The sequence below is a fragment of the Peribacillus sp. P4_C12 genome, from assembly GCF_056402095.1.
In genome coordinates, this window is the sequence record NZ_JBFUIB010000865.1 from 1 (window position 1) to 1,176 (window position 1,176).

The following is a 1,176-nucleotide window of genomic DNA, read 5'->3' on the forward strand; positions in this document are numbered from 1 at the left end:
GTAGTAAATATTCTATTAGCTATTTTTTAATTTAAAAACGTATATTAGCAAAGCAGTATTCGTTTCTGTGATATAAAAAAAGTGTAACAACTTGTTTATATTTCAAGTTATCAAATCAAACTAAATTAATCCTTTTTTGAACTCAATCTTTCTAACTTTTCTTTATTAATGATAAAATATTTCCTTCCTTTTTTTTCTAATAATCCGTCTTCATGGAATTGGTTAAGTGTGTATAATAAATGTCGATAGCTTACCCCCACGTATTCTGCTGTTTCGGTATGCTTCTCTTGAAAGCATCCATCGTTTTCTATTTGAAGAATATATTTCGCCAATCGATTTTTGAATTCATAATCCTGCATAGCTGTGTAATGATCCGTTCTTTTAAGTAATTTATCACCTAAATATTTTGATAAATTATGGAGAAAAAGATTGTCATTTAACAGATGCTCTTTCGATGAAGCCAATGGAACCGCTAAGCAAGTGCAGTCATTTATAGCCACAACATCTTTTAAATTCTTTTCCACCTCAATCAAGGATAATTCACCAATAAAATCATCTTTCTTTAGAAACTGAATCAGCGCACGTTTTCCATTTTCGTGTACTATATATATTTTTGCCCGCCCATCCAATAATAAAAATAAGTGCTGAATATCTTCATCAAAGCGCACTATATATTCATTAGAAGAAAACTTACAAATAAAAGCCTGATGTAAAACTGCTTTCGGAAAAGTTTCTTGAATATCATTATATATATCTACAAAATTTTCAGCGTAATCCTTCAAATTGATTTTTTCCATTTTATCACCTCAATATGAGATATCTCCTATTATTATATTCTTACTTTCGATATATTACTACCAAGAGGTGGATAGGAATGAACAAATACAAACATATTATTTTTGATTTAGATGATACGATACTTGATTTTCAAGATTCAGAAGAAAAGGCTTTAAAACAAATTATTACGCTGTACGAGTTGCCCTATAACAAACAAACCATTGCATGTTATAAGCGCATTAATGATGGATTATGGCATCAATTAGAGGAAGGCTTGATTTCTCGTGAAGAAGTGCTGACAACGCGTTTTTCACTTTTTTTGAAGGAATTTCATATAGATGAAAACGGAGCAAAAGTTGAAGCTACTTACCGTGAGCATTTAAACCAAGGACATAAGAC

General features: G+C 30.4%; 2 protein-coding genes. One reads left to right on the forward strand and one right to left on the reverse strand.

What is annotated here, in order from left to right:
* Positions 1-125: 125 nt before the first annotated feature.
* Entirely contained in the window at positions 126-797 is a 672-nt protein-coding gene (yeiL, locus tag AC1DUW_RS29775) for a transcriptional regulator YeiL (RefSeq protein WP_053346668.1), read from the reverse strand.
* 77 nt (positions 798-874) lie between these two features.
* Between yeiL and AC1DUW_RS29780 the strand changes: the two genes are divergently transcribed.
* Positions 875-1,176, forward strand: a 302-nt coding sequence (locus tag AC1DUW_RS29780; RefSeq protein WP_477644300.1) for a YjjG family noncanonical pyrimidine nucleotidase, incomplete at its 3' end; no start/stop codon positions are given.

Coding starts and splice junctions, on each gene's coding strand:
- yeiL (WP_053346668.1), bottom strand. CDS start 797: ATGGAAAAAATCAATTTGAAGGATTACGCTGAAAATTTTGTAGATATA.